The 21,977-nt window shown below is 59.8% G+C and carries 18 protein-coding genes; 8 read left to right on the top strand and 10 right to left on the bottom strand.

Going from position 1 to position 21,977, the window contains the following annotated elements:
- Positions 1 to 12: 12 nt before the first annotated feature.
- Entirely contained in the window at positions 13 to 399 is a 387-nt protein-coding gene (locus tag OSC50_RS12880; RefSeq protein ID WP_181079694.1) for a TIGR03067 domain-containing protein, read from the bottom strand.
- Between the two features lie 381 nt (positions 400 to 780).
- Between OSC50_RS12880 and OSC50_RS12875 the strand changes: the two genes are divergently transcribed.
- Entirely contained in the window at positions 781 to 2,124 is a 1,344-nt protein-coding gene (locus OSC50_RS12875; RefSeq protein ID WP_181079695.1) for a Wzz/FepE/Etk N-terminal domain-containing protein, read from the top strand.
- 253 nt (positions 2,125 to 2,377) lie between these two features.
- Positions 2,378 to 3,277, top strand: coding sequence for a lipid A hydroxylase LpxO (gene lpxO, locus OSC50_RS12870; protein ID WP_181079696.1), 900 nt, complete (start codon positions 2,378 to 2,380; stop codon positions 3,275 to 3,277).
- Positions 3,278 to 3,295: 18 nt separating this feature from the next.
- Here the strand turns inward: lpxO and ligD are convergent, their stop codons facing one another.
- Positions 3,296 to 5,800: a DNA ligase D gene (gene ligD / locus OSC50_RS12865; RefSeq protein WP_266249118.1), complete on the bottom strand. Its 2,505-nt coding sequence runs from the start codon at positions 5,798 to 5,800 to the stop codon at positions 3,296 to 3,298.
- Between the two features lie 24 nt (positions 5,801 to 5,824).
- Positions 5,825 to 6,664: a non-homologous end joining protein Ku gene (gene ku / locus OSC50_RS12860; protein ID WP_181079698.1), complete on the bottom strand. Its 840-nt coding sequence runs from the start codon at positions 6,662 to 6,664 to the stop codon at positions 5,825 to 5,827.
- 184 nt (positions 6,665 to 6,848) lie between these two features.
- Between ku and OSC50_RS12855 the strand changes: the two genes are divergently transcribed.
- Positions 6,849 to 7,163 (top strand): hypothetical protein, encoded by a 315-nt coding sequence (locus tag OSC50_RS12855; RefSeq protein ID WP_181079699.1) that lies wholly within the window; start codon positions 6,849 to 6,851, stop codon positions 7,161 to 7,163.
- 11 nt (positions 7,164 to 7,174) lie between these two features.
- Positions 7,175 to 8,332, top strand: a complete 1,158-nt coding sequence (locus OSC50_RS12850; protein WP_266249119.1) for a PQQ-dependent sugar dehydrogenase — start codon at positions 7,175 to 7,177, stop codon at positions 8,330 to 8,332.
- 66 nt (positions 8,333 to 8,398) lie between these two features.
- On the opposite strand, the gene OSC50_RS12845 is transcribed toward OSC50_RS12850, so the two are convergent.
- Together OSC50_RS12845 and OSC50_RS12840 are read right to left on the bottom strand one after the other, a co-directional pair.
- Positions 8,399 to 8,878: a nuclear transport factor 2 family protein gene (locus tag OSC50_RS12845; RefSeq protein ID WP_181079701.1), complete on the bottom strand. Its 480-nt coding sequence runs from the start codon at positions 8,876 to 8,878 to the stop codon at positions 8,399 to 8,401.
- A gap of 51 nt (positions 8,879 to 8,929) precedes the next feature.
- Positions 8,930 to 9,493 (bottom strand): TetR/AcrR family transcriptional regulator, encoded by a 564-nt coding sequence (locus tag OSC50_RS12840; protein ID WP_181079778.1) that lies wholly within the window; start codon positions 9,491 to 9,493, stop codon positions 8,930 to 8,932.
- 124 nt (positions 9,494 to 9,617) lie between these two features.
- Here OSC50_RS12840 and pssA point away from each other — a divergent pair, with 124 nt between their 5' ends.
- Together pssA and OSC50_RS12830 are read left to right on the top strand one after the other, a co-directional pair.
- Positions 9,618 to 10,961: a CDP-diacylglycerol--serine O-phosphatidyltransferase gene (pssA, locus tag OSC50_RS12835; RefSeq protein WP_253507205.1), complete on the top strand. Its 1,344-nt coding sequence runs from the start codon at positions 9,618 to 9,620 to the stop codon at positions 10,959 to 10,961.
- A 147-nt stretch (positions 10,962 to 11,108) separates the two neighbouring features.
- Complete coding sequence (locus OSC50_RS12830; protein ID WP_266249121.1) at positions 11,109 to 14,273, top strand: hypothetical protein; 3,165 nt, start codon at positions 11,109 to 11,111, stop codon at positions 14,271 to 14,273.
- 5 nt (positions 14,274 to 14,278) lie between these two features.
- On the opposite strand, the gene efeO (OSC50_RS12825) is transcribed toward OSC50_RS12830, so the two are convergent.
- From efeO (OSC50_RS12825) to efeU, 4 genes are read right to left on the bottom strand one after another with little or no spacing between them, the layout of a single operon-like run.
- Positions 14,279 to 15,097, bottom strand: coding sequence for an iron uptake system protein EfeO (efeO, locus tag OSC50_RS12825; RefSeq protein ID WP_266249123.1), 819 nt, complete (start codon positions 15,095 to 15,097; stop codon positions 14,279 to 14,281).
- A 24-nt stretch (positions 15,098 to 15,121) separates the two neighbouring features.
- On the bottom strand, positions 15,122 to 16,426 hold the full coding sequence (gene efeB / locus OSC50_RS12820) for an iron uptake transporter deferrochelatase/peroxidase subunit (protein ID WP_266249125.1): 1,305 nt from the start codon (positions 16,424 to 16,426) through the stop codon (positions 15,122 to 15,124).
- 14 nt (positions 16,427 to 16,440) lie between these two features.
- A complete protein-coding gene (efeO, locus tag OSC50_RS12815) occupies positions 16,441 to 17,643 on the bottom strand; it encodes an iron uptake system protein EfeO (RefSeq protein WP_181079706.1) in 1,203 nt (400 codons plus the stop codon).
- Between the two features lie 10 nt (positions 17,644 to 17,653).
- Positions 17,654 to 18,499, bottom strand: a complete 846-nt coding sequence (gene efeU / locus OSC50_RS12810; protein WP_253507217.1) for an iron uptake transporter permease EfeU — start codon at positions 18,497 to 18,499, stop codon at positions 17,654 to 17,656.
- 167 nt (positions 18,500 to 18,666) lie between these two features.
- On the opposite strand from efeU, the gene OSC50_RS12805 reads away from it, so the two are divergent.
- A complete protein-coding gene (locus OSC50_RS12805; RefSeq protein WP_266249129.1) occupies positions 18,667 to 19,683 on the top strand; it encodes an AraC family transcriptional regulator in 1,017 nt (338 codons plus the stop codon).
- Positions 19,684 to 19,709: 26 nt separating this feature from the next.
- Positions 19,710 to 20,234 carry a hypothetical protein gene (locus OSC50_RS12800; protein ID WP_034138185.1) on the top strand — a complete coding sequence of 175 codons (525 nt, stop codon included), beginning with the start codon at positions 19,710 to 19,712 and terminating at the stop codon, positions 20,232 to 20,234.
- A gap of 53 nt (positions 20,235 to 20,287) precedes the next feature.
- On the opposite strand, the gene OSC50_RS12795 is transcribed toward OSC50_RS12800, so the two are convergent.
- Positions 20,288 to 21,550 (bottom strand): MFS transporter, encoded by a 1,263-nt coding sequence (locus OSC50_RS12795; RefSeq protein WP_266249131.1) that lies wholly within the window; start codon positions 21,548 to 21,550, stop codon positions 20,288 to 20,290.
- Positions 21,551 to 21,977: the final 427 nt, after the last annotated feature.

The following is a 21,977-nucleotide window of genomic DNA, read 5'->3' as shown; positions in this document are numbered from 1 at the left end:
GTGGCTGCCGCGTCAGCGTCGCCGTACGAAGGTGCGCATGGTCTGGCCTGGGCCGGTCTTGAACACGGTCGGGCGGGGCATGTTTTCGTCGGCGGCTATAAATACGAATTCATCGCCCTCCAAGCGGTAGCTGGCCGGTAACGCCTTACCGGCGTCGTCGCCGATGGCGTCAACCCAGGTAATGCTCTTGGGCTGGGTGAGGCTGTTCAGGCTGAACCGGCCGGCCAGCAAAACATCGCCGGCGAGGGTTTTCACTTCGAAGCAATCCCCGCTGATGGTCGTGATCGCACCGGGCGCAGTGTGGGCATCCGCAGGGTTGAGTACGCCATTGTCCTCAAGGGAGGTTTGCTCCCACGCGCCTTGCAGCGCAAGAAAGTCCGGGTCTGGATCAGGATGCATATCAAGTCCTTTTTGGTGCAGTGAGTGTCATCAACAGGGGTTTTTTAATAAATGCCTGGCAAGTGTAGTGGTGAGAGTCTGTAGGATGATTCTCGACGCAAGCCACGCCGAAAGAAATTTCCTTGCAGTAGCAGCTATTTAACGATCTTTTGACTATTCTTGTGACAACAATAAGGCAGTCGTCTGTTTATTCTGAAAGATGGCTCGCTTAACTGAAACAGAAATGAAATCAAACTGCGTGGGATTTTTCCTCGGACTGAGTGGTCAGATCGCCATTGGTGGGCCCGTTCGGCGGGATTCAGGGCGTTGTCCCTGTGTTTCGGCGAGTTGGCCGAGTCTTCGAGATGGCTTTTTAGTGTCAATTTTAAGGTGGCTTGCATTTTGAATCGAACTTCCCCGCTTAACACGTCTTCCTCGTCAGACGAAATTGACCTGTTTGAACTGTTTCACTCGATTTGGCGGCAAAAAAAGCTGGTAGTAGGTTGTACGATTCTTGCGGGCGTACTGGGAGCGGGCTATGCGTTCCTGGCGCCGAAGACCTATGAAGTCAGCAGTGTGTTGCGCCCGGCGGCGATCAACGAACTGGACGCACTGAACCGTTCCGAAGTCTACAAGCTGCCCCCAGCCGATGCGCTGTCGAAGGTTGGCGCTCAGCTGGATTCCTATGACGCACGGCTGGGGTTTTTCAAATCCCATGAACAATTGTTTGCCGCGTTCCAGAAACCGGGCCAGAGCCTTGAGCAGAGTTTCGAAGACTTCAACCGTAACTCAGTCAACCTGATCCTGCCGGACCCGAAAAAGTCCGATTCGCTGAGCACCTATATCCGTCTGGAGCTTCAGTACCCGGCGGATATCGACGGCGTGGCGATCCTCAATGGTTTCGTCGACTATGCCATCGCCGCCGAGCGCGAGCAGGTGGGCGCTGACCTCAAGGTGATCGTCAACAACCGTCTCAATGAGCTCAAGGGTAAGATCGACGCCGCGCGCGCCAATTACGAAACCGATAAAGAGTCCAAGATCGCCAAGCTGCTGGAGGCCGATCGACTCAAGCGCGCGCAGTTGCAGGATGAGCTCAGCGCCTTGCGTCTGCAGATGAAAATGGAGCGCACCAACCGCCTGGCCGAACTGGCGGAAGCGATCGCGATCGCCAAGTCCATGGGTATCCGGACGCCGACCACGCCTTCTTCCATGGCTGATGCCGGTCGAAGTGGTTCCGGCCAGGTCATGCGCACCGAAGTCAACAACCAGAAGATTCCGCTGTATTTCCTTGGCACCGAAGCCCTTGAGGCAGAGCGTGTGGCCTTGCAGCAACGCACCAGCGATGACTTCACCAACCCCCGCATCGCCGAGATCGGCAAAGAACTTCAGATGCTGGAGACAAACCGTGAGGTCGAGGTGCTGCGCAAGCGTGGGAATGAGGACATCTTTCTGCAGGACGTCGAACCGCTGCGCGCCGAGGTTGCCCGCTTGCGTAACCTGAACATCGACATGAGCAATCTCAAGCTGGTGACCGTCGACCGCCGTGCCCAGGAGCCTCTGTCTCCGATCAAGCCTAAGAAGGGCCTGGTCATCGCGTTGAGTTTGGTCGGCGGCTTGGTACTGGGCTTGCTGATCGCACTGATTCGCCACTTCATGCAGTCTCATCGGTCAGCCGTGCCGTATGCGCAAGTTGATGACGGCCGGTTCGCCCGCCGTGAGCGCAAGGACGACGAGCTGCCGCTGTAACGCCCCTCCCGCAAGGGCTTGTCCTATGGCAAGCCCGCACTTGCAACACCGCCAGTTGACAGCTTTTCACAATTCTTAGTTAACCTTTGGTTACAAAATGTGGCTAAATAACGGCCAATGGTCACGAACCGGTTGCTCAGCCATCCGCTCGTGCCGACTATGTGAATTGTGATTTCAGGTGCTGCTATTTAATCCTCGGCCGTCGTGGGCACGCAGGAGCAGCCTGTTCTCTTCTGACGTGTGACGAAATCCCTTGAAACTCATCATTGTTGCTCTTTACGTTGCCTCCATCGCGTATGTACACCTGCGTGGCCGTGTGCGACACAAGCTGGGTCGCCAGCTCAGCGATCACTCGACCTTCCTGGCGCCAATCAACTGTTTTCTTTATCTGTTCTCCAAATTACCCAGTCGGCCTTATCTCGCGCCCGGCGATTTTCCCGACCTGAGCCCCTTGCAGGAACACTGGCGGGAAATCCGCGAGGAGGCCCAGAACCTGCTGCGCGCCGGTGAGATCAAGCGCTCCGAGCAGCACGATGACGTGGGTTTCAACTCGTTCTTCAAGTCCGGCTGGAAGCGTTTCTACCTCAAGTGGTACGGCGACAGCCACCCTTCGGCCATGAAGTTGTGCCCGCGCACCACCGAGCTGGTGCAAGGCATCGGCTCGATCAAGGCGGCGATGTTCGCCGAGCTGCCGCCGGGCGCCAAGCTGGTGCGTCATCGTGATCCGTATGCCGGTTCCTACCGCTATCACCTGGGTCTGGACACCCCCAACGACCCAGGTTGCTACATCAATGTGGACGGCGAAACCTACTATTGGCGCGATGGCGAGCCGGTCATGTTCGACGAGACTTACATCCACTACGCCGAAAACACCACGGCGCACAATCGCATCATCCTGTTCTGCGATATCGAGCGGCCGATGAAGTATCGCTGGGCGGCCGCGTTCAACCGCTGGTTCAGCCGCACCGTCATGTCCGCCGCCGGCTCGCCCAATGACGCGGGCGACAAGACCGGCGGGTTGAACCGCGCCTTTGCGCGGCTGTACAAGATTCGACTGCGCGGCAAAGAACTGAAGAAGCGCAACCGCACGCGTTATTACCTGGAAAAATGGGCAATCTTCGCCGCGCTCGCGCTGATTTTCATATGGATCTGACCCGCCCGGCGGCGCCCCTCACTGCGGTGGGCGGGCGCCTAGCTTGTCCCACATCTTGCGGGTGATCTTTTGTCGGTTGGCATAGCCTTGCCATGGATCGGCCTTCACTCCCTGCAGGCGTTGCAACAGATTGGCGACGGTCCATTGCTGTGCCCCGCGCAGATTTTTCAGCTCCTGGCGACTGACGGGCACCGACACCGGCAGCCCTGGCCGTGCACGCACGGAGTAGGCCGCCACGGTGCTGGCCCCGCGGGCGTTGCGCAGATAATCGATAAATATCTTGCCCACACGGTTCTTCGGCCCGGAAGTGGCAGTGAATCGCTCGGGCAATTGCTGGGTCATGAACTGCGCCACGGCCTTGGCGAACGCCTTGACCGTATCCCAACCGTCGCGTCGCGCCAGCGGCACCACCAGGTGCAGGCCCTTGCCGCCGCTGGTCTTGACGAAGGCCTCGAGCCCCAGCTCATCCAGCACCGATAACGTCAGTTGAGCCGCTTCCAGCATGGCTTTCCATGGCAACGCCGGGTCCGGGTCGAGGTCAAGCACGAACAGGTCCGGGGTTTCGATTTTGTCCCACGTCGCGCCCCACGTATGCAGTTCGATGGTGCCCATCTGTACGGCACCGATCAGGGCCTGAACCGTGTCGATTTCCATCAGCCGCGCGTGACCGGGGTCCAGCGCCGGGTCCAGCTGTTTGATATGTGGAATCGCCAGGCGCTCGGAATGCTTTTGAAAGAACTGCTCGCCTTCGATACCTTCCGGGGCGCGCAGCAGTGACACCGGGCGCTGATGCAGGAACGGCATCAGCCACTGGCTGATGCTGCTGTAGAACTGCGCCAGTTGCTGTTTCTGCGTGCCGCTTTGCGGGTCTATCACGCGGTCGGGGTGACTGATCTTCACCCCGTGGTCGGCGCTTGGCGCAGTCGAAGACTGGGCCTTGCGCGGCACTTCGTGCACGATCTGAGCGGCCGGTTTGTCGGTGCGCATTCCAACAAACGCTGCCTGGCGTACCACACCCTCACGGGTCCATTCGGCAAACTGCACTTCACCGACGAGGCTCGGTTCCACCCAGTGCACCCCACGGGCCTGGGCACTGGTCAAAGGCTTGCGCAGCGGTGAACTGTCGCGCTCCAGTGTTTTTAACTGCGCGTAGATGTTTTTCAATGCGGCCTGGTCGAAGCCGGTGCCGACACGCCCGGCATACACCAGCCCGGTATCGTCATTGACCGCCAGCAACAGCGCACCGAAGCCGCTGCGCGAACCTTGGGGCCGGGTATAACCGACAATCACAAACTCCTGGCGCAAACGGCATTTGAGCTTGACCCAGTCGTTGCTGCGTCGCGACACGTAGGGGCTGCCCAGGCGTTTGCCGATGACCCCCTCCAGCGACAGGTCGCAGGCGCTTTCGAAAATATCCCGGTGGTTGGCGGCGAAGGCGTCGGAAAAACGCAGCAATTTGCTTCGGCTACCGGCCAGCGCAGCCTTGAGCGCGGCGCGCCTTTGTTCTACCGGGGCCTCGCGTTGATCCTGGCCGTCCAGGAATGGCGCATCGAACAGGTAATAGATGATGTCCAGGCTTCGGCCGATATCAAAGGCGTTCTGCAGGGCCTGGAAATCCGGCAGCCCGTCGCTGTTGAGGCTGACGACTTCACCGTCGAGCCAGCTGTCCTTGAGCTTGAGCGCCTGAAGCGCCTTGGCCTGGCGTGGTAACCGTTCGGTCCAGTCATGCCCGTTGCGTGTAAACAGGCGTACCTCGCCATCGCGGATACGCGCCAGGATACGATAGCCATCGAACTTGATTTCGTACTGCCAATCGCCTTCGGGCGCGCGCTCAACCAGGGTGGCCAACTGAGGTGTGAATTGATCGGGGATGGCATGGGTGGCGGTCGTTTTTTTCGCCCCAGCCTTGGGTTTGGCGGGCGATTTGGATTTGGGTTTCGCGCTCGCCGGCGGTTTGATCGAGGCGGTGCTGAGTACGCTGTCAGGTTCGGCCTGCACAATGTCGTACTCCGTGGCCGGGCGCGCCTGCGGGTCTTTTTCCTTGATCAGCAACCATTGTTCCTTGTCGCCGCTGCCCTTGAGGCGAGTACGCACCAGCGTCCAATCGCCGCTGAGTTTTTCCCCGACCAGGGTGAATTTGAGCTTGCCGCCCGCGTACGCCTGTTGCGGGTCGTCGTGGGGTTGCCAGACACCGCGGTCCCACACGATGACGTCCCCGGCGCCGTACTGGCCGGCGGGGATGCTGCCTTCGAAGTCGCCATAGCTCAGAGGATGATCTTCGACGTGCACCGCCAGGCGCTTCTGGCTCGGATCCAGGCTGGGGCCCTTGGGGACGGCCCAGCTCTTGAGAACGCCGTCCAGCTCCAGGCGAAAATCATAGTGGAGGTGGCGGGCGTCATGTTTCTGGATCACAAACGACAGCGCTGACGCCTTGCGTTTCTTGGCGGCTGACTCGGTGCCCGACGGTTCGGCAGTGATCTGGAAGTCGCGTTTGCGGTTGTACTCACTCAACGGCTTTGCCATATGGATCTCCTGGCGATGGCAGGTTCAAGAGGCTTTTTTCGAGGATTTCTTCGCCGCCGGTTTCTTCGCCGACGGCTTGCCGGCCAGGCTGCGCTTGAGCAGTTCGGTCAGATCGATCACATCGGCCGACTTGCGCTCCTCTTCGCCTTCCTGGGACTCCACGTCTTCGATCTTGCCGGCCTTGGCTTTCTTCTCCACCAGCGCCATGATTTTTTCCTGGAAGCTGTCGCGGTACTCCTCGGGTTGCCACTCGGCCGTCATGTCTTCCACCAAGCGTTTGGCCATGTCCAGTTCACCTTTGGCCAGGCTGGGCTTGGTGACGTCGCTGCCCAACTCCAGCTCATCCAACCCGCGCACTTCGGCGGGCCAGCGCAGCAGTACCAGCACCAGCGCCGACTCCAGCGGCATCAGCGCCGCCAAGTGCTGCTTGGTGTGCAGCACCACATTGGCCAGGGCCACCTTGCCGGTTTTTTTCAGGGTTTCGCGCAACAGTGCGTACACCTTGCCGCCGCGTTTGTCGGGGGCCAGAAAGTACGGTGTGTCGATGTTCTGCAAGGGGATCTGGTCACTGGCGACAAATGCGATGATCTCGATGGTCTGCGTCGACTTGGGGTGGGCCGAGCGGATTTCATCCTCGCTGAGCACCACGTAACGACCCTTTTCGTAAGCCACGCCCTTGACGATGTTCTCCTTGGTCACTTCTTTGCCGGTGGTCTTGTTGATGCGCTTGTAACCCACCGGGTCCATGCTGCGCTTGTCCAGCCAGTCGAAGTCGACGCCTTGGTGGGAGGTAGCCGAGACCAGTGAGACGGGGATATGAACCAGGCCGAAACTGATGGCGCCTTTCCAGATTGCCCTTGGCATGTGTGCGATTCCTTGAGAAGAAACTGTGTTCGGGTGACTCGATGGCGGCGCGAAAAGTTTCGCCGGGCGGATATGCGGACAGATCGTGTTACACCTCTGCGGAAACAATTTAATTACCAAAGGCGAACCCAAGGCGTAGCGTGCTATCGAAAGCACGAACGACTCGTCTCAAAGAGGTTTGCTCATGAACAGGTGCATGCGTCACGTTGCAACGCTGGTTTTGGGCCTGGCGCTGATGCCATTGGCCCACGCCCAAAACCTGCCTGGCCGCAGCGATGCCAACACCGGGCCGATTCACCGTGCCAACCCCAACAGCATGCAGGGCACCCAGCCCAATGCGCCGGTTACCCGCGGTATCCAGACCGTGCCGACGCAACGCACACCGACCCTGGAAAACGGCGGCATCGGCAATCGCTACCCCCAGCGCCAGGCCGCGCCCACTCGCCCGGCCACCGAACCCAAAGCCCCCACTTATGATGCCAACGGCAATCGCCGGTAAGGACTCGTCTTATGTTGCTACGCAAAACCCTGCTGGCCGCGTTGTGCGCCACATCCCTGATGCCGTTGGCGGCGGTGCAGGCCGCCGATTCGCAACAGTTCCCCAGCGAGCAAGGCAGCATCACCGCCACGCCGATCGCCAGAGGCCTGGATCATCCGTGGGCAGTGGCGTTCCTGCCCGACAGCCAAGGCTTTCTGGTCACCGAGCGCCCAGGCCACCTGCGCGTCGTCAGTGCCAATGGCAAGCTGTCGGCGCCCTTGAGCGGCGTGCCGCAAGTGTGGGCCAAAGGGCAGGGCGGGTTGTTGGATGTGGTGTTGTCACCGGACTTCAAACACGACCGCCTGGTGTATCTGTCTTACGCCGAGGGCGGCGGCAAGGGCGGCAAGGCGGGCACCGCAGTGGGGCGCGGGCGCCTGGCGGCCGATCTCAGTGGCCTGACCGATTTCACTGTGATCCTGCGCCAGGAGCCCAAGCTTTCCACCGGCAATCATTTCGGCTCGCGCCTGGCGTTCGATCGTGACGGTTACCTGTTCGTGACCCTCGGCGAGAATAATGACAGGCCTACCGCCCAGGACCTGGACAAACTGCAGGGCAAGATCGTGCGTATCTACCCCGACGGACGCGTGCCGGATGACAACCCCTTCGTGGGTCAGGAAGGCGTACGCCCCGAGATCTGGTCCTATGGTCAGCGCAACCCGCAAGGTCTGGCATTGAACCCATGGAGCGGTACGCTGTGGGAAAACGAACATGGTCCACGGGGCGGCGATGAAATCAATATCATCGAGCGCGGCAAGAACTATGGCTGGCCGCTGGCGACCCACGGTATCAACTATTCGCTGACGCCGATTCCTGAGGCCAAGGGCAAGACCGTGGAGGGCACAGTGGCGCCGCACCATGTGTGGGAACAATCACCGGGTATCAGCGGCATGGCGTTTTATGACGCTGATCGCTTCAAGCCTTGGCAACACAACGTATTTATCGGCGCCCTGGCGAGCCAGGCGTTGATTCGCTTGCAGTTCGAGGGCGATAAGGTGGTACACGAGGAGCGCCTGCTCGGCGGCCTGAAGGCGCGAATCCGTGATGTGCGACAAGGGCCGGATGGCTACCTGTATGTACTGACCGATGAGGATGACGGCGTGTTGTACCGGGTGGGTTTGAATCAGGACTGACAAGGATGAGCCACCCACACGTGGGAGCGGGCCAGGCCCACTCCCACCTGTTTGCGCGGGGCGGGCTTACAGGCCCAGCGCCGACAAGCCCGGATGATCGTCCGGCCGACGGCCCAGCGGCCAGTGGAACTTGCGGTCACTTTCCTTGATCGGCATGTCGTTGATGCACGCAAATCGATTGGCCATCAGGCCGTGCTCGTCGAACTCCCAGTTCTCGTTGCCGTAGGAGCGGAACCAGTTGCCGGAGTCGTCATGCCATTCATAGGCATAACGCACGGCGATGCGATTATCGGTAAACGCCCACAATTCCTTGATCAGGCGATACTCCAGTTCCTTGGCCCATTTGCGCGTCAGAAAGCCCTTGGCTTCTTCGCGGTTGTGGGCAAATTCGGCGCGGTTGCGCCACTGGGTATCGAGGGTGTAGGCCAGGGATACGCGCTGCGGATCCCGTGAGTTCCAGCCGTCTTCGGCCAGGCGCACTTTTTCGATCGCCGACTCGCGGGTAAACGGCGGCAGGGGCGGACGCGGTTGTTCAATGGATGACATGCTGCGACTCCTTCTACATTAGTTTTAACGAAAGTTGCTCAGCCTGCGGGTTCACAGTCCCAATAACGTTCGCGCCATGCATTGCGCATTATCGGCCGCTGTTGAATCGCCCATCACCAGGGCAACGGTAATGGCGCCATCGATCAGGATCAGCAGGTGCGCGGCCTGCCGCTCGGGGTCGGGGGTGCCATGTGCTTTACACAGTTCAAGCAAGTACTCGAACAGTTTCTGTTTGTGGGCCTTGGCCAGCAGGCGGACCGGGTTTTGCGGGTCGCCGGTTTCGCCGCTGGTATTAATAAAGGCGCAGCCGCGAAAGTCGGCCGAGCCGAACCAGGCCTTGAGCGCGCTGAACACGGCGAGCAGGCGCTCGCCACTGTCGGGCCGGCGTTCCACTTCCGTGCGCAGCCACTGCAGCCACCGCGCGTCGCGGCGTTGCAGCGCGGCCATCACCAGTTCGTCCTTGTTGGCAAAGTAGCGATAGATACTTTTTCGCGAGACACCGGCGGTTTTCACCAGGAAATCCATACCGGTGGCGGCGATGCCGTGGCGATAGATCAACTTCTCGGTGACGTCGAGAATAATGTCGCGGGTTTCACTGCTATTGATTTCATTCATGCCGCGAACAGTAGAACGATCGTTCTTCTTGGTCAATTGTTTTTTTCCATCTGGGACAGCGAGACCTGAGCATCGTCATGGTGTAAGCTCGGGGCCTCTTCGGATTCGACCCTTTGCGAGCCTTATGCCGTCGTTCTTCAAACGCTCCCTGTTGCCCAAACTGCGCGGTTTCCCACTCACGCCCGACGCGATTGACGTGCTGTCCGGCGCTGCCGAATTTCGCCGATGCCTGCTGGAGAACATTGCCCAGGCCACACGGCGTATTTACATCGTTGCGCTGTACTTGCAGCACGACGAAGCGGGGCAGGAGATCTACGACGCCTTGCATGCCGCCAAAGCCGCACGGCCGGAGCTGGAGGTCGTGGTGGTGGTCGATTGGCTGCGCGCCCAGCGCGGGCTGATCGGCGCCGGCAAGCAGCCGGGCAACAGCGCCTGGTACCAGGCCATGACGCAGGCCCACGACAGTGAAGTGCCGGTATATGGCGTGCCGGTGCAAACCCGTGAGCTATTCGGCGTGCTGCACCTCAAGGGCTTTGTGATCGATGACACGGTGCTGTACAGCGGTGCCAGCCTGAACAACGTCTACCTGCACAAATTCGATAAGTACCGGTTTGACCGTTACCACCTGATCCACAGCAAGCCGCTGGCCGACTCCATGCAGCACCTGGTGGAACACGGGCTGGTGGCGTCCAAGGCGGTGCATCGCCTCGACCTGCCGAACCCGCCGACGACCCGCAGCCTGCGCAACGACATCGGCGACCTGCGCAGTCGCCTCAAACACGCAGCCTATGACACCACGGCGGGGCAGCTATCCAATGGGCAGTTGTCGGTCAGCCCGCTGCTGGGCGTGGGCAAGAACAACCCGTTGAGCCGGGTGATCCTGGAACTGATCGCCGGCGCCCAACGGCAACTGACCATCTGCACGCCCTATTTCAATCTGCCGCTGCCGGTGACCCGCGAAATCAACCGCGCCCTGGCCCGTGGCGTGAAGATCGACATCATTGTCGGCGACAAGACCGCCAACGACTTCTACATCCCGACCAGCGAGCCGTTCAAGGTGATCGCTGCGTTGCCTTATCTGTACGAAATCAGCCTGCGCCGCTTCGCCAAGCGTCATCAGCCGATGATCGACAGCGGCCAACTGAACCTGCACTTGTGGCGCGATGGCGACAACACTTACCACCTCAAGGGCATGTGGGTCGATGAGCGCTACACCTTGCTCACCGGCAACAACCTCAACCCCCGCGCATTCCGCCTCGACCTGGAGAACGCGTTGCTGATCGACGATCCTCAAGGCCAGTGGCTGGCGCCGCGTGCGTCCGAGCTGGCGCAGATCTTCGAGCACACCACGCGGATCGAGGGTTACCAGCAGTTGCAGACACTGCCGGACTACCCCGAGGCGGTCGGCAAATTTCTGCGCCGAGTCAGCCGGGTGCGGATCGAGCGGTTGCTGTACCGGATTCTCTAAATCCCGGCTGCTTCGCTGTCGAAATCAGCGGGTGTTTAAGACCCGCCTTACAGTCGCTCTGTCTGTCGTCTCTCTACAGTGCCTCCCGACCGTTCAAGGAGGCACGGCTTTTCCCTTCATGGAATCAGCCAGAAAGAGGACGACTGCGTGCTACCGATATCCAACCACTCACGCCTGACAGACATTCTTTTTATTCCCGCTTCACCTGTGCCGGTGCCGACGGCACCCGTACATTTTCGTTCGCGGCGCTCGACCGCCGCCGAACCGCCGGCGATTCCCGGGCCTGCCTGGACCCTGCCGGTATCGTCAGGCGAACACACCGATACCCGCGCCGGTGATGCCGACCTGGCGGCGCGGCTGGCGACGGCCCTGAGCAGCGGCCAGACCAGCCTGAGCATTCCCGAAAGCAGCAGCGTGGCGGGCCTATTGACGATCTATCGCCGGTTGCTCGACCAGCCGCAGACTCAGCAATGGTTCTTGAACAAAGGGCTGCCAACCGAGACGCTGACGTTGCGCAGGCATGGCGTTGAGGGCTTTACCACCCATGAGGGCGCACGCACGCGGGCAACGTTCAGCACCACCGACGACAGCGGTTGGTGGCAGGCCTCCCGCCATCTGCGGGCGATGCGTGATCTTCTCGACCCGGCAGACCAGGGCCTGCCCCATCTCGCGTCCGGTGAACTGCGCGTACCGCTGCACGTGGTTTTACAGGCCTACGGGCTCAATCCCGCCGAGAATGCGCAGGCGCTCACGGCACGCGTGCTCAAGGACGGCCTGACGTTATCGCCGCACGTGCCCGCAGCGGTCCTGGCGGTCAAACAGCTGGTCAGTGACCTGGATGAACGCGCCTACCTGGCAACCCTGCTGGAGCAACAGGTGCAGGGCTTGTCGGAGAACAGCCGCTGCGACTGGTCAACGCTGGCGATCCAGGTATCGCCGGCGTCAGCCCAAGGCATAGGGGAGCATCCGAGACACAACGTCGCCCAATTGTTGCAACTCAAGGGGCTCGGCACTCCAGGCACAGTCGCGCAGACGCGCCATGCCATTCAATGGTTGCGCACGGCATTGCCGCCGGCGCCGGCCCTGGGAGACTACGCGGCCCTGATCCCAGGCGCGCCCGGCGAGCTCGCAGGCCAACCTCTCACGACGCTGGCCACGCACACGCCCGAGACGCTGCGTCACAACACCGAGCTCCATCTGGACAACCTCGCTAAAAGTCCTGACGCCATGGCGTTCGGCGCGCAACTGGCGGCCGCGCTGCAGGGGCCTGCTGGCACAGTCGCCGGTTACGCGCTCTACCAGCCCGCCAACGCCGGGCGCACCCTGAATGAAGTGCGCAGCGATCTGGAAGCGTACCTGCGCGACATCAAACATCTTGATCCCAAGGTTGCGGTGCTGGTGGCTCACGTGGGGCTGGCGCGTAGCGCCCCCGAATTCCTGGTGCGTGAGGTGCCTGACGCGATCAGAATCGGCACACCTGCCTGGATGGAATTGCGCTTGGGTTGCGCCATGGCCGAAGCGGTGGCGCCGGGCACATCCAGGGCGATGGATGAACAGCAGGTCAGCGCGCTGACAACGCTCACACCGTTGTCCGATGAGCAACGCACGCTGATGCAGGGGCGGGGCCTCAGCGTGCTGCTGGACTGGGCGGTACTCAATGGGGTGATCCCCGAAAGGCCCCAGGGCGAACACTCGGAGCAGGAGATTAAAAAGGCGTCGGAGCTGTTCGGTCGGCAACGTCGGCACGCGGCACGCTCGTTCAGGATCGCCAGTACACCGTTGCCGACGCGTCGGGCGCTCGCCGTGCGGGAACTGCTGAAGGTCTTCCCCGACACCAGCACCAGTCAGTTGGAGGCGATGACGGTCTTTATTGCCGATGCCGGCGAGCGCAGAAACATGCGTCTGTCCGAACCGCGCACACGCTCGCTGATCGAGGCCTATATGACCGGTGACCTGGTGCCTGGCAAGTGGATCCTGACGCGCGATATCCCCACGCAAGAGATGCGCAAGCCTTCCACTACACCCTTTCAATTCCAGAACGAGGCTACGCTTCCCGTTGCGGCGCGCGAGAGGCTTGACAGCCTGATCCGGCGCTTGCCGGTAATGGATGACATGCTGAAAAAAGACATCGACACCTATCACAACTTTCAGCAGCGTGGCTTTGTCACCAAGCTCAAACTGATGTTCGCCGGGCTGCCGCTGGCCGACCGCCAGCGGCTGGAGCTGGGCGAAGTGGACCTGTTCACGTTGCGCAAAAAAACCGGAAAACCGCAGGTAAATGAAGAGCGCGAAGACCGGGCGGCCGTCACTGGACATCAGGGCGCACTGATGCGTGTGCTGCATGACGCAGCGGTGACGTACTACGAGGTGTTGTACAGCGGCAGCATCGTCAAGCATGACGACCCGCAAGTAACCTTGGCCCTGGACCGCGTGATTCTGGATAAAAGCCATATCGCGCAATATAAATTGCAGGCCCAGAACTACATCCGTCGCGGGCATGAGGTGCCGCTGGATTTCAACGCGTATGCCAGTGGCGCCGCGCCGGACCCGCAGACCACCTCCGCCGACATCATTATTGATCGACTCGGAAGGCGGCTGCCCGCAGCTGCGCTGCCGGACGATGTGACGCCGCCCACCTTCGTCCCCGACAGTTACCAGTCCGAGCGGGTTGAGTTCATTGCCTGTGAGATCGCTGAGCACAACTTCTATGAAACCGCCGACGATATGCTCACGCGCGCCAAAGGCCAACTAAGCCTGGAAAAAAATCGCCAGGCCCACGCGCGGGACGTCAACCTGCTGGTATCCCTGGTACCGTTCGTGGGCGCGTACCAAGAGTTCAGCGACGGTAATTTTGCCAAAGGCATGCAGAGCCTGGCATTGGACGTGGCAGGCGTGGCGATTGGCGCCGGTGGCCAGGCACGCGCGCTGATACGCTCGGCGCGGGTGCTGGCGAAAAATACGGCGCGCCCCACCCTGGGCAGGCTGGGCGCGCGCGTTGCACCGATGACGCCGAAGGTGGCCTGGTCCTGGACCGAGCCGAAGGTGCGATTCAGCGATGCCGCGTTTGATTTTTCCAAGCAATCGACGGGGTTTTTCAACGCGGTGTTCAATCCGCTGGATGGCTATCCGCGCCTGCTCACTGCCGCATCCAGAGGGCTGGCGAAACTGCCGACCGCGCTGGCTACAACCAGTACCGCCTTGGGGAAGGCGATGCCCCACCTGATAGCAGTGGAGCAGAAAATGTGCTGCTATCTGTTGGTGGCCACTGGCGCTGTTCCTAGCCAGGTTCCTGGACCGAACGCTGCCGAGTGAGGCTGTCAGTTCAAGCCCAGCTTGCCCCGCAGCATGGACAGGTCTTCGGCCAGGGTGTTGACCGGCCCCACCAGCGCTTTTCGGTCGTTTTCCTTGACCTTGTCGTAGGTCTGGAAACCGCCATTGGGGGTCTTGTACTTGGCCAGGATCTTATCGACGCTGGCAAAGTTTTTGTCGACCTTGGCCAGGAACGCCTTGTCCTGTTTTTCGATCTGGCTGCGGAACAGGTCGACGATTTTCTTCGCACCGTCAATGTTGCCCTGGAAGTCATACAGGTCGGTGTGGCTGTAGCGATCTTCTTCGCCGGAGATCTTGGTGGCAGCAACTTCTTCGAGCAGCGCTGCAGCACCGCCTACGACTTTTTCCGGCGGGAAGGTCAGGCCGTCGACGCGGGTCTTGAGGTCGTTGACGTCGGTGTTGAGCTTGGCGGTCAGTGCCTCCAGGCCTTGGGTCGAGTTCTGCGAAAAAAGCGCGTATTCGATGCGGTGGAAACCGGTGAAATCTTCGGCGGTCACGCCTTTTTCGTGGTCGTCGACGCGCGAGTCGATGGAGGCGTCGAGGTCGCTGAACAGCTCGGCGATCGGCTCGATGGACTCGTAGTGCACGCGGGTCGGCGCGTAAAGTTTCCTGGCGGTGGCCAGGTCGCCCTTGTTGATTGCCGCCGTGAAGGCTTGGGTCTGGGTCACCAGCTCACCGATTTCTTCGGTGACGTAGATCTTGTAGTCCGACACCGGGCCCACCAGGTCCAGCGGCGCGGTAGCGGCAAAGGCTGCCAGCGGTGAAAGGGTCATTAACAACGACAACGCGATAGTCGACTTTTTCATGGGACGTTTCCGCTCGGGTTTATTTTAGGTGTTGGCAGTGGTTTGAGGGTGCGTGGCAGCGAGCAGCGTGCGCCCGATGAAATCCTGGGGGCCCGTGACTCCCGGCAAGGTAAAGAAGTACCCGCCGCCGACCGGCTTGAGGTATTCCTCCAGGGGCTCGCCGTTGAGCCGGGTCTGCACGGTGATGAAGCCTTTCTCCAGGTCAGCCTGGTAGCAGATGAACAACAGCCCCATGTCCAACTGACCGTTTTTGTTGACGCCGTTGGAGTAGTTGAACGGCCGACGCAGGATCAGGTTGGCCTGGGTCTGCGGGGTGCGTGGGTTGGCCAGGCGGATGTGGGCATCGAGCTTGGTCAACTTGCCTTCGGGGTCCTTGCTGTAGTCGGGCACCTGGCTTTCTTTTTCGCCGTCCATAGGCGCGCCGGTGGTTTTGACGCGGCCGATGATGCTTTCCTGTTCCTGCAGGGGCGTGCGGTCCCAGCGCTCGACGAAGTTGCGGATGATACGCACCGCCTGATAACTGCCATGAGCCGCCCAGCTGGGTTCGTCGCCGCCTGGTTGTACCCACACCACCTGGTTCATTGCTTTGTCGTCGTTGGAGTTCGGGTTGGCCGAGCCGTCGCGGAACCCCAGGAAGTTACGTGCGCTCTGTGCCGGTGCGCCGGGGCGGGCAGGGGCCTGGGGCGGCACGCTGCCTTCCTGTTTCCAGCGCACCAGCAGCAGGTCAGGCAGGTTTTTCACGATGTCGCGCAGCGCGTGGATGTTGGTGTCCGGGGTGTTCGAGCTGAACTGCAGGCTCAGATCGCCATGGCACTGCGCCGGCTCCAGCGCATCGTTGGGGAACCCGACCATACGCATCAGGCGCTTGGGCTTGGCGGCGGCGAGGCCGAAGCGTTCGTCGAACAGCGACTCGCCCACTGACACCGTGATGGTCAGGTTATCCGGGGTGACCACCGGGCCCAGAATCCCGGAATCGGTGGGCGGCAACTTCGGATCGACCTGGGGCACCGGCCCGCCGGTCATCAGGAAATGGATGCGTTCGTTCAGGGTGCGGAACAGGCGCTCCAGGTCCTGGCGGTCGCTGGCCAATACGTCGAAGGCCACCAGCATGCCGCAGGCCGGACGAGGGGTGACGATGCCGGTCTGGTGCTGGCCATAGAAGTCGTGGTGGTCCTGAGTCTTGTCGCTGCGCGGCGCGGTGGTGACTTGTTCCGCGGCGGCTGCCATGGCCGGGCAGGCCAGGCTGCTGCCGGCAATCGCTGCGCCGGTGGCGGCCATGCCCAGCAGGACGCGGCGGCGCTGGAGGTCAAACTGTTCTGAATCACTCATGTGTGCGGTCGTCTTCACTGCAGGCCGGAAAGGCCAAGGGCGGGATCGATTCCATCGAGTACGGCGGCCAGAGCCTTGGCCTTGTCAGCGAGCTGTTTGCGCTGACCGTCGGTGACGCTGTCGTAGCGACGGTACTGGCCGTCGACTTTCAATGCGTCGAGTTCGCTGCCAAATGCGGCGAGGGCGCTGTCGACCTTGGGCAGCAGTTCGGCGGCGGACTTTTCCAGCAGCGGGCGTATCAGTTCGACCACTTTGTGGGCGGCGGCCAGGTTGGCGGCAAACCCGTTCAGGTCGAGGTGGCTGTAGCGCTCCTCCTCACCGCTGAGGGCGCGTACGTCGGCCAGGCTGTTGAGGTTGCGCACCACGATGCTGACCAGTTGCTCGGGCGGCAGCGATTGAGCCAGCAGTTGCTGTTTGAGGGTGTTGACGTCGCTGACCAGGCGTTGAGCTACCGGAGCCAGGCCCTCGATGCTGTGCTGCTGGAACAGGCTGTACTCGATGCGGTGGAAACCGCTGAAAGCCGGGTCCTGCTCGCGTTTTTCGAAGTAATCGGCCCGCGCGTTGATCGCGTTGTCCAACTCCGCCAGACGCTGCGCCGCCGGCGCCAAACGCTGGTAGGCCTCGCGCGCGGGGGCATACAACGCCTGGGCCTGTGCCAGGTCGCCGGCATCGATGGCCTGTTGCAGTGCGGTCACAGCCTTGATCAGGGCGCTGCCCTGGCTGCTCAGGTACACCCGGAACTCCGACAATGGGCCGATGAAAGCCACCATCGACGGCTTGGCTTTGGCCTGGGCCTCGGATTCAGCGGTCGGCGTCACATGCAGGGTGCCGCGCGGGTTGCTCAGCAGTCCGCAGGTAATCGCATAGTCGCCGGGCTGCAGGTTGGCATTGATCACCTGGCTTAGACCGGGGGCAATGTTTTCGCGCTCTTCCACCACCAGCACGCCGTCAAGGATTTCCCACTCCACCGCACGGTCGGAGCGGTTGATGATGCGAAAACTCGCCGGCCCGGCGGGCACGGTCAGCGCGTTGGGTTCGCAGGCGTGGGCGTGAATGGTCACCGCGATTTCATTGCTGTGGGTCTGGCGCTTGGCGGCGGCCAGTTGGGAGGCGTAGTAAAACAGGCCGCCGGCGGCGATCATCACGACCACCGAGCCGGCCACCGCCCAGCGCAGGGCGCGGGGGGGCGAGGCGGGTTGAGGCGTTGGGTTGGACAAAGGGCAGTCCTTACTGGCTGGAAACGGAAGAGGGTGTAGTGACGGGCTGAGTGGAAGGTGAGGGCAGGAAGAACATCACCAGCGCGACCACCAGATAAATCACATAGGCTCCCAAGGTGCTGACCGTCGGCGCTTCCTGGTAGCCGAACATGCCGGCGAGTACCGAACCCAGCGGGCTGTCCATCGGCAAGGCAGTGCTGAAATCGAACAATACGGTTTGCAGGTGATTCCACACTCCGGCCTCGTGCAGGGCCTGCACCGAGTTGGCGAGGATGCCGGCGGCGACCACCAGGATAAACAGCCCGGTCCAACGGAAAAACGCCGCCAGGTTCAGGCGCATACTGCCGGTGTAAATCAGGAAGCCGACGATAATTGCCAGCACCAGCCCGAGCAGCGCACCGATCGGTGCGCCCGGGCCTTCGCTCTGCTGGAACACCGCCAGCAGGAAGAACACCGTCTCCAGGCCTTCGCGGGCCACCGCGAAAAACACCATGAGGATCAACGCGGTGACCTGGTGCTTCGAACCGGTCAATGCCTGGTCGAGGGAGGCGTGCAGTGAATGCTTGATCGAGCGCGCGACCTTGCGCATCCAGAACACCATGGAACTGAGGATGCCCACGGCAACCAGGCCGACAATCCCTTCAAACAGCTCCTGTTGCTTCTGCGGAAACTCAGCGCTCATCAGCTCCAGGCCACCGCCCACCAGCAGTGCCAGGGCGGCCGCGAGGAACACCCCGATCCACACCGCCGGCATCCATTGGCCGCGACCTGTCTGCTGCAGGTAACTGGCGATGATGCCGACGATCAAGGCCGCTTCGATGCCTTCGCGCAGCATGATGAGAAAGGGAACGAGCATCGGGCACCACAACGTCACTAGATAGGAAGCTAAGTTGTAACATAATGATACTCATTGCTAAACAGCAAATATTGACGTTTGCTGAACACTCGCTGAACGGTGGTGACGAATCGCCATGGCCCTTATGATGCAGGCCACCTGAATAGCTGTCGGATCGCCTGAAGTTCATGTTGGAAAAAGACACCATCTCCCTGCACCTCGTGCGCGAGGCCTTGTTGCAGAGTTGCGCGCCCGGCGCGGCCAGCGCGCAGGTGCTGGCCAAGGCCGGTATCGATCCGGCGCTGCTCGCGCAGCCCGACGCCCGGGTGTCGGCCACGAGCTACGCACGGCTATGGCGGCTGCTGGCCAGGCGTACGGACGACGAGTTTTTCGGCATGGACCCGCGCAAGCTCAAATCGGGCAGCCTGGCGTTCCTGTGCCACGCCTGCATGGCGCAACCGACTCTGGCTGATGGCCTGCAGACCGGGTTGGGGTTTCTGTCGCTGATGCTGGACCACTTGCCCGCCCAACTGGTGCGCCAGCAAAGCCTGGCGGAAATCGTCCTGCTGGAACCGGAGACGGCGCCTCGCCGGGCGTTCACCTATTTCACCTATTGGATGATCGTGCACGGTGTGGCCTGTTGGCTCGCCGGGCGCCGCATTCCGATCCTGGCCATCGAACTGCGTTGCCCATCGCCGGATTTCTGCGACGACTACCGCGTGATGTTCTCCGACAACCTGCGCTTCAACCGGCCACGCACGCGCATGATCTTCTCCGCCGACTGCCTGGACCTGCCGATCAAACGCAGCCCTCAGGAGCTTCAGCGCTTCCTCGCCCACGCTCCCGCGAACATCCTGGTCAAATACCGCGACCCCGACAGCCTGGCCACCCGCATCAAACACGACCTGCGCCAACTGCCCCCCGACACCTGGCCGGAAACCGAAGGCCTGGCCGCGAGTCTGTGCATCTCCGCGTCCACCTTGCGTCGTCGCCTGGCCGAGGAGGGGCAGACGTACCAGGGGCTCAAAGACAGCGTGCGCAAGGAGTTAGCGATTGTCTGGCTGGCCGAACCGCAGATCAGCTTTGCCGAAATTGCCGTGCGGCTGGGCTTTGCGGATGTAAGTTCATTCTATAAGGCGTTCCGTAAATGGTCGGGGTCGAATCCGGGGCATTATCGGAGTTTGATACTTAACGATATTGGCTGAAGTTCAGCCGTACAAGGAGATAGGTAATGCGCACGTCATGGTTATGGTTGATTTGCTGCGCGCTTTTCCCGCTGAGCAGTTGGGCGCAGTTGGGGATCGGTGATTTCACGCTGGGCATGCCGCGCCAGCAGGTCATGGACATCCTGCATCGCCACTTCCCTTCGGTGGAGTTGGAACACAACCTCTCCTATCCCGTGCCTATGCCTTACTACCGCGCGCGCGAACCGTCCCGTCCGTATCTTTTAAAGGATGTACCTATCCATACCGTAGCGGCCTATTTCGACGAGGCTGACCGGCTCAAGCAACTGAGCATCAATTTCGATATCACCGACCCCGAACGAATCAAGCCGTTGATACCGCTTATGCACGAGGCACGGCTGGCGCCCGACACCCAAGGACGTCATGAACTCTTCAACAGTGATGGCGAGTTGACCTATTACGTGTCGCAACCCTATGGGTGGACAGTCGTGGAGATCGCCGACAGAGCCGCGTCGAAGGTTAACATTCCGATGCGTGCGCACGTAGACCAACAGATCAGGGCATTCAAGTAGCAAAGATGGGGGCGGGGGTAGAGAAACGTTTAAAACTACATGTCCCCGCTGGCCTACATTACTGTTAAATATTGTCTGGTAAGTTTATGGAATATAAAGCTCAAGCTTCTTGCTTTGTTGGCGGCTTCTTTGTGCGCGCTAACAGTAGCGTCGTGATAACACCCAATAAGCCAGAAGACTGCAACAACAACCAAAGTCGACGAAAAGCCATATCTATCAACTAATCCTCCGAAGGCAGTGTAGGAGGCGCCGATAACAACCGAATTGACTAGGTTTGCAGCGGACAGGCATGAGGCTCGGATGCGGGAATCGACATTATCGTGAATATATGTTTCATATGACGTCTCATAGATGGCGGGGAGCGACATTATCAGGAGGAAACTTGCTGCTGAGGCATTGATGCCGAGGTCCATTGATAAGATTAAAAGGAGTAGGGTGATAATAAATGTCGTGGTGAATGCAACAATGCCGAGAGAAAATTTTGAGCAAACATAACCCGCAACCATAAACACTACAGCCGATATGGCTTCTACTGCAGCATATATTCCAGCAATCAAAGTGACATCTAAGCCTTGCAGCTTGAAAAAAGGTTGGCCGTAGATAAATAAAGGTACGGTTGAAAGATCAAATAACGCGAATCCAATGAACAAGGGTATAAGGAAAGCCCCGTTTTTTGAGCGGAAAAAGCATACCAGTGAATTGAAAACGCCTTCTGCTTCTCTATTGTGCACGCTACTTTTTGCACTGGAATTGAGTGAGGTGGAAAGAGATTTTCTTTCGGTCATGAATGAAACCACGATGGCTCCAATAAATTTGGATATCGCAAAAAATATATAAACGCTGTTCCACGACATAGCCTCTTGCAAGGCGCCGCCAAGAAGCATGGATAAGCCTAATGAAACCGCACCGATAGCACGAGCGCGGGATATTATCCTCGGGTATTCCTCTGTTCTATTTTCGGCCAGTAGATTGTCATATAACAACGCTCTGTCCGCACTGGAGCCCATAGCAATACTGGCGCCGAAGAGGCAAAAGATAAACGCGAAAGGAATAAAGTCGGAGAACAATAAAAATCCAATGCCGCTTATAAATAACCCCAAAAAACCAAGTATTAGAGAGTGTTTACGTCCGTAGCGATCTGCAAGTAGACCGGATGGTATTTCCAAGGCTACACAAGAAAAGAATAAAAAAGACTGAAGAATGCCTATTTCTCCTTGGGTTATACCGAGTTGCAAAAGATAGAGTACAAATAAGCTTCTCTGGACATCCAGATTCATAAATATTGACAGGGTGTAATATGGGTTGTTGTTTTTCAAGGCGTTCCATGCTCTTTTTTATTTTAATGCTGATGTTTCGTAATTTAAAAAAACAGGCGGCTTTGGCTGTCCGGATCGAATGATGAGCGTTGACGAGGTCTTCCTGCGGCAGGAGTTTACCGATGCGATCTCTTCCCAGCAGCAGTTTAGTAAGTAGTCAGCATCAAAATCTTGAGGAAAGCGAGTCACGATTTTGTATGAAATAGTGCATGGAATGTAGTAATGGCCAGGGACTAGGAATTAACTCACAACATCTTTCTCCTGAGTATTACAGAACCTTCCTTAATGTTTTTAGGACGCGGCTGGCATACGCGCAGTAAAAAATCGTGCATGGTTTTAACCGTGATCCTACTTGGGCGTCGGGTTAAGCAAGCCACACGCTGGATCTGTAAAGGATCGCTCACTTAACTGCGAAGGTTTGCTGCGG

The organism is Pseudomonas quebecensis (assembly GCF_026410085.1).
In the GTDB taxonomy this organism is placed as follows: Bacteria; Pseudomonadota; Gammaproteobacteria; order Pseudomonadales; family Pseudomonadaceae; genus Aquipseudomonas; species Aquipseudomonas quebecensis.
The sequence above is the reverse complement of the archived record's forward strand: the minus strand, read 5'-3'. Positions and strand labels throughout refer to the sequence as shown.

Coding starts and splice junctions, on each gene's coding strand:
- OSC50_RS12880 (WP_181079694.1), bottom strand. CDS start 399: ATGCATCCTGATCCAGACCCGGACTTTCTTGCGCTGCAAGGCGCGTGG.
- ligD (WP_266249118.1), bottom strand. CDS start 5,800: ATGGCAAAGCCGTTGAGTGAGTACAACCGCAAACGCGACTTCCAGATC.
- ku (WP_181079698.1), bottom strand. CDS start 6,664: ATGCCAAGGGCAATCTGGAAAGGCGCCATCAGTTTCGGCCTGGTTCAT.
- OSC50_RS12855 (WP_181079699.1), top strand. CDS start 6,849: ATGAACAGGTGCATGCGTCACGTTGCAACGCTGGTTTTGGGCCTGGCG.
- OSC50_RS12850 (WP_266249119.1), top strand. CDS start 7,175: ATGTTGCTACGCAAAACCCTGCTGGCCGCGTTGTGCGCCACATCCCTG.
- OSC50_RS12845 (WP_181079701.1), bottom strand. CDS start 8,878: ATGTCATCCATTGAACAACCGCGTCCGCCCCTGCCGCCGTTTACCCGC.
- OSC50_RS12840 (WP_181079778.1), bottom strand. CDS start 9,493: ATGAATGAAATCAATAGCAGTGAAACCCGCGACATTATTCTCGACGTC.
- pssA (WP_253507205.1), top strand. CDS start 9,618: ATGCCGTCGTTCTTCAAACGCTCCCTGTTGCCCAAACTGCGCGGTTTC.
- efeO (WP_266249123.1), bottom strand. CDS start 15,097: ATGAAAAAGTCGACTATCGCGTTGTCGTTGTTAATGACCCTTTCACCG.
- efeB (WP_266249125.1), bottom strand. CDS start 16,426: ATGAGTGATTCAGAACAGTTTGACCTCCAGCGCCGCCGCGTCCTGCTG.
- efeU (WP_253507217.1), bottom strand. CDS start 18,499: ATGCTCGTTCCCTTTCTCATCATGCTGCGCGAAGGCATCGAAGCGGCC.
- OSC50_RS12805 (WP_266249129.1), top strand. CDS start 18,667: ATGTTGGAAAAAGACACCATCTCCCTGCACCTCGTGCGCGAGGCCTTG.
- OSC50_RS12800 (WP_034138185.1), top strand. CDS start 19,710: ATGCGCACGTCATGGTTATGGTTGATTTGCTGCGCGCTTTTCCCGCTG.